Origin of the sequence: Streptomyces atriruber (genome assembly GCF_001418325.1) — a bacterium.
Lineage (GTDB): Bacteria > Actinomycetota > Actinomycetes > Streptomycetales > Streptomycetaceae > Streptomyces > Streptomyces atriruber.
The window spans coordinates 1-7,006 of the sequence record NZ_LIPN01000496.1 but is presented as its reverse complement, the minus strand read 5'-3'; the positions used below and the strand labels follow the sequence as shown (position 1 = coordinate 7,006).

The window sequence follows — 7,006 nt, the reverse complement described above, 5'->3', positions numbered from 1 at the left end:
GGCCTGTGCCTATGGCTGGGCACTTGCCCCTGCCCGTGTCCGCCGCCCGCCTGCCCCGTGCCCCGTCAGCCGATGCCCTGGCGGTCCGGCAGCAGGGCGAACGTGCGGTCCGCCGCCTCCGGAACCGAGCGCTCCACGGCCTGCGCGAGGAGTTCTCGGTGCCGCAGGAGGGGTTCGCGCCGCCCCTCGGGGACGAGGAGCAGCAGGTCGTCGAGCCCGGCGAGCATGCGTCGGGTGACCTGAGGGTTGCCGATCGCGGCTCCTCGGATCTCGGTGAAGCCAAGATCGGCCAGGGCGGTCCAGTCCGGCACCGACTGGACGAGCCGTAGCGCCCCGCGCCGGTCCCGGTGCCCGAGCGCGCCCAGCGGGTACGGGGCGATCGACGCCAGGAACTGGACGATGCGGTCGAGGGCCTGCACGGCTGTCGTCGGATCGTTGACCGCGGGGGACAGGGCCCGCAGAGCGATGTCGGAGAGCTGCCGCAGGCCGAACGCGAGATCCTGGTGGAAGGTGCGCTCCACGCCCACGGACACGGTGTAGCCGAGCGCTCGCCGCGACGGCGCCGCCCCGCCGTGCACCGTGAACACGGGCGTCCCCGGCACCACGAAGTCCCCGATCCGGGGGATCAGCCGCAGCACGACCCCCTGCCGCCGGGCCGCGCGCACGGCACGCGCGATGTTCACGTCCCGCAGCACGCCCGCCCGGCCCAGATGTGTGACCCGGGCGGTCTCCGGCCCGAGCTGCTCCGTGTCCACCGGGATCTCCATGGGCTGCTTCACGGCGACCCGGAACGACTCGCGGGCGATCCTGTCGATCACGAAGCCGATCCGCATCATCCGGACCGTCCCGTTCACGTACGCCACGAACAACAACAGGCTCATCAGCACCATCGCCATCGCGAGCACCGCCTCGACCAGCGGCACGCTCGTGAGGAGCCGGGGATCCCGCTCGCTGTCGAACGAGGTGAGCGTCAGCAGGGAGAAGAGGAACGTCGCCATGAAGACGGTGAGCGTGATCTTGGTGATGCGGGACCGTACGTACAGCCGCACCACCCGCGGGCTGAACTGGCCGCTGGCCATCTGCACGGCCACGAGGGAGATGCTGAAGACGACACCGATGAAGGTCATCATCGCGCTGCCGATGGTGCTGATCACCGCCTTCGCGTCGTCGGCGATCCCCATCAGATCCTTGATCTGGTCGTAGTCCTCGGCCTCCTGCAGCGCCGAGACGATCTCTGCGTCCAGCTCCGCCGCGACCCACCACAGGAGGATGGCCCCCAGCAGCCCCGCGGTCGGCGCGAACCACATGGTGTCGCGCAGGTGCTCGCGGAGAGGGGACAGCATCCGGGGGCGGCGCACCTTGACGTCGCCGAGCCTTCCGGTCGCATAGGTAATCAGCCCGTCACTCATGGTGAGACTGTAGGCGGGGTGGTGCGGGTAGCCGCGCATCCCGCGGTCGGCGGGCGGATACGCAGGTGAAAGGCACTCCGAAAGCTTGGTATTGTTGTCCATGTCGCCGCGGGGAACACACCGCACGGCGGCAGACACCTAGTCCGGGTGGCGGAATGGCAGACGCGCTAGCTTGAGGTGCTAGTGCCCTTTATCGGGCGTGGGGGTTCAAGTCCCCCCTCGGACACAGAGTTTCGGAGTGGACGGTCGCGAGATCGTTCCGAAGCCTTCACGAGAAGCCGGTGAGTCGTCATGACTCACCGGTTTTTTGTTGTTCCTGGACCTTCGGGCCGAGTATCGCTCCCTCTCCACCCGTGGTTACTGGCGGGGCGTCTCCTCGTGTGCTCCCAGCGCGCGGATCAGCATGTCGACGAGCGAGTCCAGGAAGTCCTGCGCCACGGGCAGGCGGCGCACTGTCAGGCGCCAGAAGATCGGGGCGGCCAGCAGGTCGAGCATGAGTTCGCGATCGACGTCCTCCGGGAGTTCCCGCCGGGCGACTGCCCGGTCGATGAGGGCTTCGCCCCTCTCGCGTCGGGGGTCTCCGAGATTCGCGGTGAGCGCTTCGGCGAGTTCTTCGTTGCGCAGAGCCTCGGCGACCATGTCGGGGAGGATCCGGCCGAACCTGGGGTCGTCCAGCCATGACAGAACCGCGGCGAGCACGGCTCGGAGATCGCCTCGCAGCGAGCCGGTGTCTGGAGTCTCCGCGAGCGGGACGCTGAGCCGGGACAGGGCGGAGACCGCCAGAGCGCTCTTGGACGGCCAGCGACGGTAAAGAGCGCTCTTTCCCACCCCGGCGCGTTTGGCGACAGCCTCCATCGAGAAGCGTCCGAAGCCCTTTGCCGCCAGCTCGTCCAGCGCGATGTCGACGATCGTTTCCGTCAACTCCAACTGGAGCGCCGCGGCACCAGTGGGCTTCCTCTTCGGGCGGTCTCCGGGCTCCATGGCGGGGAGCCTAACAGCTGGACGGTACCGTCCCGACCAGATGGCTGAGTGCCCTCCGGGGTGCTGTCAGCCTGGCGTGAGCAGCTTGTCCCGGTGTTCGCTCATGAATTCCCGGAGGGGGCGCGGCGGGCGGCCGGTGAACCGGTTGACGGTATCGGCCACGAAGTCGTTCTGGCCGGTACGGATGAAGTCGTCGAGACCGGCCAGTGAGGCGGAGAAGTCGGCGGGGTAGCCGGAATCGACGTACTGCCGCACCCGCTGTTCGACGCTGACCGCGACGTGGCGGATCGGCTCGCCGATGGCCTCGGTGAGGACGGCCGCCGCATCGTCGTAGCTGATCGATTCCGGCCCGGTGACGTAGAACTCGCTGGTGTGCGCGGCGTCGTCGACGAGGAGAGCGGCAGCGGTGGCGCCGATGTCCCCGGCGTCGACGAACGCCTGCCTCCCGTCACCGGTCGCGGTGACGAACTCCCTCGAGGAGCGGATCGCCTCCGCGAGCGGGTGCCTGCCGACGAAGTTCTGCATGAACCACGTCGGCCGGAGCACCGCCCATTCCGGCATCACGGACTGGACGAGCGACGCCACCTGTCCCAGTCCCGGGCCGCCTGTCCGGACAGCCGATGAGCTGAGGAACACCGTCCGTCGCACCCCGGCCCGCCGGGCTTCGGCGAGAAACGCCTCGACCGGCGGGACGGGGTCAACCACGCCGACCGGCGCGATGAGGTAGACGCGGTCCACCCCGGCCACCGCCGTCGCGTAGGTGTCCGGGGCGGACCAGTCGAACCTCACGTGATCGGTGCCGGTGCTCCGGACGTTCTTCGTGGAGGTGGTGCGTATCGACATCCCGGAGGACGGGGCCCCGGAGGACGGCACCCCGGAAGTCTGCGCCCCGTACGCCTGCAGAGTCTTCACCACCGCGCCGCCGGTGTTCCCGCTGGCGCCGAGCACCAGAATCCTCGGCGTCTCGTTCATGACTGCTCCTGCGCGCTGAGGATCGCGGTGACGGGCTTCTCTTCGGTGATGGCCTCCACGATCTGGGGAAGGGATCCCAGCGCGTGGCCCGCGGCCAGGGGGTTCCAGTAGTCCTTGTAGGACACGATGCCGTGCTCGCCCACGCGGATCACGCCGACGTAGTCGATGTCGTAGCGTCGGCCGGTGGCCAGCGCGGTGCCGCCCACGCCCCACTCGACGATCATCACGTCAGGGTCGGCCGTCTCGTGGCGTGTCTGATGGCGGATGCGGTGCAGTTCGACGTGTTCGGCATAGGAGCGCACGTACTCCCTGACCTCCTCGCGGCCGCTCAGGTTCGCATGGCCCGGAGGGGCGAAGGGGAACTCCATGACGCCGTCCGGGGCCCACAAGTCCGCGAAACCCATCATGTCGTGCGCCAGGAGCACTTCGTGCATGCGGTCCATCACGTCATGGACGCGCTGGCGACGGGCGGCGGCGTCGAGTCGCTCAGCCATCACAACCTCCTCGTTCCGGCCGGTCTTCACCGGCTAATGGACGGTACCGTCTCGTCCAGATTTTGAACATACGTAGGACGGTACCGTCCCGTTCCAGTCCCGGCCGCGGGTCGTTGCGTGCTGGTTCAGTTTCCGGAGCCGACGACGGCGGTGACGCGGATCTCCACGCGCATGGCGGCGAGGCCGAGGGCCGTGACGCCGGTCTCGGTCCAGATCGGCGCGCGACCGTCGAGGCGACGGCGGAACTGCTCGGCCATGACCCTGTTGTGGTCCTCGCCGATGACGTCAGCGCCCGGTGCGACCTTGTGGTACGAGTTCACGTGGATGACGTCCTTCCAGGTGGCGCCGACCGTGGCGAGCGTGCGCTCCACGTTGTCGAAGGCCTGGATGATCTCGTCTTCCAGCGCGTCGGGGATGACCAGGTCGTCGTCCACCCCGGCCTGGCCGGAGATCTCGACCCGGTCGTCGACGCGGACGGCCCCGCTGTAGCCGAGGGCCGCGTGCAGCTTCTCGCCGTAGCCCGGAGCGATGCCGAAGGTGACGGTGCTCATGGTGCTTCCTCTTCCCGTGCATAGGGATGCGTTTTTCTGCGCATGAGTTCACGCGTAAAGTGACAGTAACAGGCGATGACTTCATGTGTGAAGTGATGGCGGACCTTGACGGAAGGGCGGGACGAGCCATGAGCGGCACGGGAGGACCCATGAGCGGCGCGGATGAGCGCGCGGATGGCGAGAGCGACGAGGAGCTGCGCTGGCTCGATGAGCAGGAGAAGGAGGCGTGGACGGGGTTGATCTCCCTCGTCCTGCTGCTGCCCGGCAAGCTGGAGTCGCCGCTGCGGCAGGAACACGACCTCACGCTGTTCGAGTACCTCGTGCTCAGCCATCTCTCCGAGGCCCCGAAGCGCACGCTGCGGATGGGAGAGCTCGCCTTCCTCGCCAGCGGGTCGCTCTCCCGTCTGTCCAACGTCATCAAGCGCTGTGAGCGGCGCGGCTGGGTCGTACGGACGCCCGACCCCGCCGACGGCCGCTACACCCTCGCCGAACTCACCGACACCGGCTTCGACGTCGTGCACCAGGCCGCGCCCACGCACCTGCGCGCCGTGCGCCGCACCGTCCTCGACTCGCTCAGCACGACCGACCAGAAGGCCCTCGTCCGCATCGCGCAGAAACTCCGCATCGTTCCCGACGACTTCGGCTGACGGGGGAGGGGAGCCTCAGGTCGTGGCCCACAGGGACCGCACGTGGCCCAGGTGCCGCGCCATGCACTTCTCCGCCCCCTTGGCGTCGCCCGCCAGCATCAGGTCCAGGAGCTCGATGTGCTCCTCGGCCGACGGGGTCAGCTGGTCGCGCTCGTCCAGGGCCGTCAGGCCGTAGAGGCGGGAGCGCTTGCGGAGGTCGCCGACCGTCTCGACCAGACGGTCGTTGCCCGAGAGGGCGAGGAGCGAGAGGTGGAAGCGGCGGTCGGCCTCCAGGTAGGCGATGAGGTCGTGGTCGCGGGCGGCGCGCACGATCTCCTCGGCGACCGGACGCAGCACCTGCAGGTCCTCCTTGGCCGCGGTGCGCGTGATCCGTCCGATCATGGGGACCTCGATCAGGCCGCGGATCTCTGTGTACTGGTCGAGATCGCGTTCGTTGACCTCGGTGACCCGGAAGCCCTTGTTGCGGACCGGCTCGACGAGACCCTCGCGGGCCAGGTCGAGCATCGCCTCGCGCACCGGCGTCGCCGAAATGCCGAAGTCCTCGGCCAGGCCGGGCGCGGAGTAGATCTCGCCGGGGCGCAGTTCGCCGGAGATCAGGGCGGCCCGCAGGGCGTGGCCGACCTGGTCGCGCAGTCGCTCCCTGGTGGTGATGAGGTTCTTCTGCTTCAGGTGCCCCATGGTGTCCCCTCCGGTGGTACCCGCGCCCGCGCGGATCACCAAAGTACAATGTCACGTTGCCAGTTGGTGGCCGGGTGGCAAGGAGACTCCCAGGTGGAGGCGCGGGGGCCCGGTGGAGGATCAGAGGGCGAAGCCCGCGGGAAACGGGTCGTCGGGGTCCAGGAAGTACTGGGCGGTGCCCGTGATCCAGGCCCGGCCCGTGATGCGGGGCACGACTGCGGGCAGCCCTGCCACCTCGGTCTGTGCCACCAGTCGGCCCGTGAATTCCGTACCGATGAAGGACTCGTTGACGAAGTCGCGGTCCAGCGGCAGCTCGCCGCGGGCGTGCAGCTGCGCCATGCGCGCGGAGGTGCCCGTCCCGCACGGCGAGCGGTCGAACCAGCCCGGGTGGATCGCCATCGCGTGCCGGGACCGACGGGCGTCCGAGCCGGGCGCGGCCAGATAGACGTGCTTCACCCCGGAGATGTCAGGCTGCTCGGGGTGCGTCGGGCGGTCCGGTGACGCGTTGATCGCGTCCATGACGGCGAGCCCAGCCGCGAGCAGGTCGTCCTTGCGGGAGCGGTCGAACGGCAGTCCCAGCGAGTCGAGTTGGACGAATGCGTAGAAGTTTCCGCCGTAGGCCATGTCGTACGTCACCGTGCCGTGCCCCGGCACCTCGACCTTGCGGTCCAGGGCCACGCAGAACGCGGGGACGTTGGTGAGCGTCGCCGATGTGGCCGCGCCGTCGGTCACCTGTACGTCGACGGCGACCAGGCCCGCCGGAGTGTCCAGCCGGACGGTCGTGACCGGCTCGGTCACCTGCACCATGCCGGTCTCGACCAGGACCGTCGCCACGCCGATCGTGCCGTGGCCGCACATCGGGAGGAGCCCGGACACCTCGATGTAGAGGACTCCGTAGTCGGCGTCGGAGCGGGTCGGGGGCTGGAGGATGGCACCGCTCATCGCGGAGTGGCCGCGCGGCTCGTACATCAGGAGCGTGCGCAGATGGTCCAGGTGCTCGATGAAGTGGAGTCTGCGGTCGGCCATGGTGGCGCCGGGGAGCACCCCGACACCGCCGGTGATCACGCGGGTGGGCATGCCTTCGGTGTGTGAGTCGACGGCGTGGAAGACGTGACGGGTGCGCATGGGCCCCTTTCCCTCCGGTTGAGGCTCTTGATTCGGTTCAGCGGTGGCCCGCGGCCATCGCCTTCTCCGTGGCCGACCGAACCAGCGCCTCCGTGGCTCCGGACAGCGGGGAGCGCGGGGGGCGGGTCGGGCCGCCGCGGCGGCCCACG

At 69.2% G+C, this 7,006-nt stretch carries 8 protein-coding genes and 1 tRNA gene; 2 read left to right on the top strand and 7 right to left on the bottom strand.

The features are described from left to right. Positions 1-65: 65 nt before the first annotated feature. Entirely contained in the window at positions 66-1,409 is a 1,344-nt protein-coding gene (locus AOK03_RS36965; RefSeq protein WP_055569754.1) for a DUF2254 domain-containing protein, read from the bottom strand. A 141-nt stretch (positions 1,410-1,550) separates the two neighbouring features. On the opposite strand from AOK03_RS36965, the gene AOK03_RS36960 reads away from it, so the two are divergent. Then, positions 1,551-1,635 (top strand) — tRNA-Leu (locus AOK03_RS36960). A gap of 131 nt (positions 1,636-1,766) precedes the next feature. Here the strand turns inward: AOK03_RS36960 and AOK03_RS36955 are convergent. The 4 genes from AOK03_RS36955 to AOK03_RS36940 all read right to left on the bottom strand — a co-directional run bounded on the left by AOK03_RS36955 (position 1,767) and on the right by AOK03_RS36940 (position 4,407). After that, positions 1,767-2,390: a TetR/AcrR family transcriptional regulator gene (locus AOK03_RS36955; protein WP_055569752.1), complete on the bottom strand. Its 624-nt coding sequence runs from the start codon at positions 2,388-2,390 to the stop codon at positions 1,767-1,769. Positions 2,391-2,456: 66 nt separating this feature from the next. Continuing rightward, a complete protein-coding gene (locus AOK03_RS36950) occupies positions 2,457-3,362 on the bottom strand; it encodes an NmrA family NAD(P)-binding protein (protein WP_055569751.1) in 906 nt (301 codons plus the stop codon). Then, positions 3,359-3,856 (bottom strand): nuclear transport factor 2 family protein, encoded by a 498-nt coding sequence (locus AOK03_RS36945; protein WP_079075196.1) that lies wholly within the window; start codon positions 3,854-3,856, stop codon positions 3,359-3,361. The genes AOK03_RS36950 and AOK03_RS36945 overlap by 4 nt, the downstream gene beginning before the upstream one ends. Before the next feature lie 125 nt (positions 3,857-3,981). Beyond that, positions 3,982-4,407, bottom strand: a complete 426-nt coding sequence (locus tag AOK03_RS36940) for a Rid family hydrolase (RefSeq protein ID WP_055569750.1) — start codon at positions 4,405-4,407, stop codon at positions 3,982-3,984. 149 nt (positions 4,408-4,556) lie between these two features. Between AOK03_RS36940 and AOK03_RS36935 the strand changes: the two genes are divergently transcribed. Then, positions 4,557-5,054: a MarR family winged helix-turn-helix transcriptional regulator gene (locus AOK03_RS36935; protein WP_107098206.1), complete on the top strand. Its 498-nt coding sequence runs from the start codon at positions 4,557-4,559 to the stop codon at positions 5,052-5,054. Between the two features lie 15 nt (positions 5,055-5,069). On the opposite strand, the gene AOK03_RS36930 is transcribed toward AOK03_RS36935, so the two are convergent. Both AOK03_RS36930 and AOK03_RS36925 read right to left on the bottom strand, forming a co-directional pair. Beyond that, positions 5,070-5,732, bottom strand: a complete 663-nt coding sequence (locus tag AOK03_RS36930; protein ID WP_055569748.1) for a GntR family transcriptional regulator — start codon at positions 5,730-5,732, stop codon at positions 5,070-5,072. Positions 5,733-5,852: 120 nt separating this feature from the next. Next, positions 5,853-6,857, bottom strand: coding sequence for a proline racemase family protein (locus AOK03_RS36925; RefSeq protein WP_055569747.1), 1,005 nt, complete (start codon positions 6,855-6,857; stop codon positions 5,853-5,855). Between the last annotated feature and the right edge of the window lie 149 nt (positions 6,858-7,006).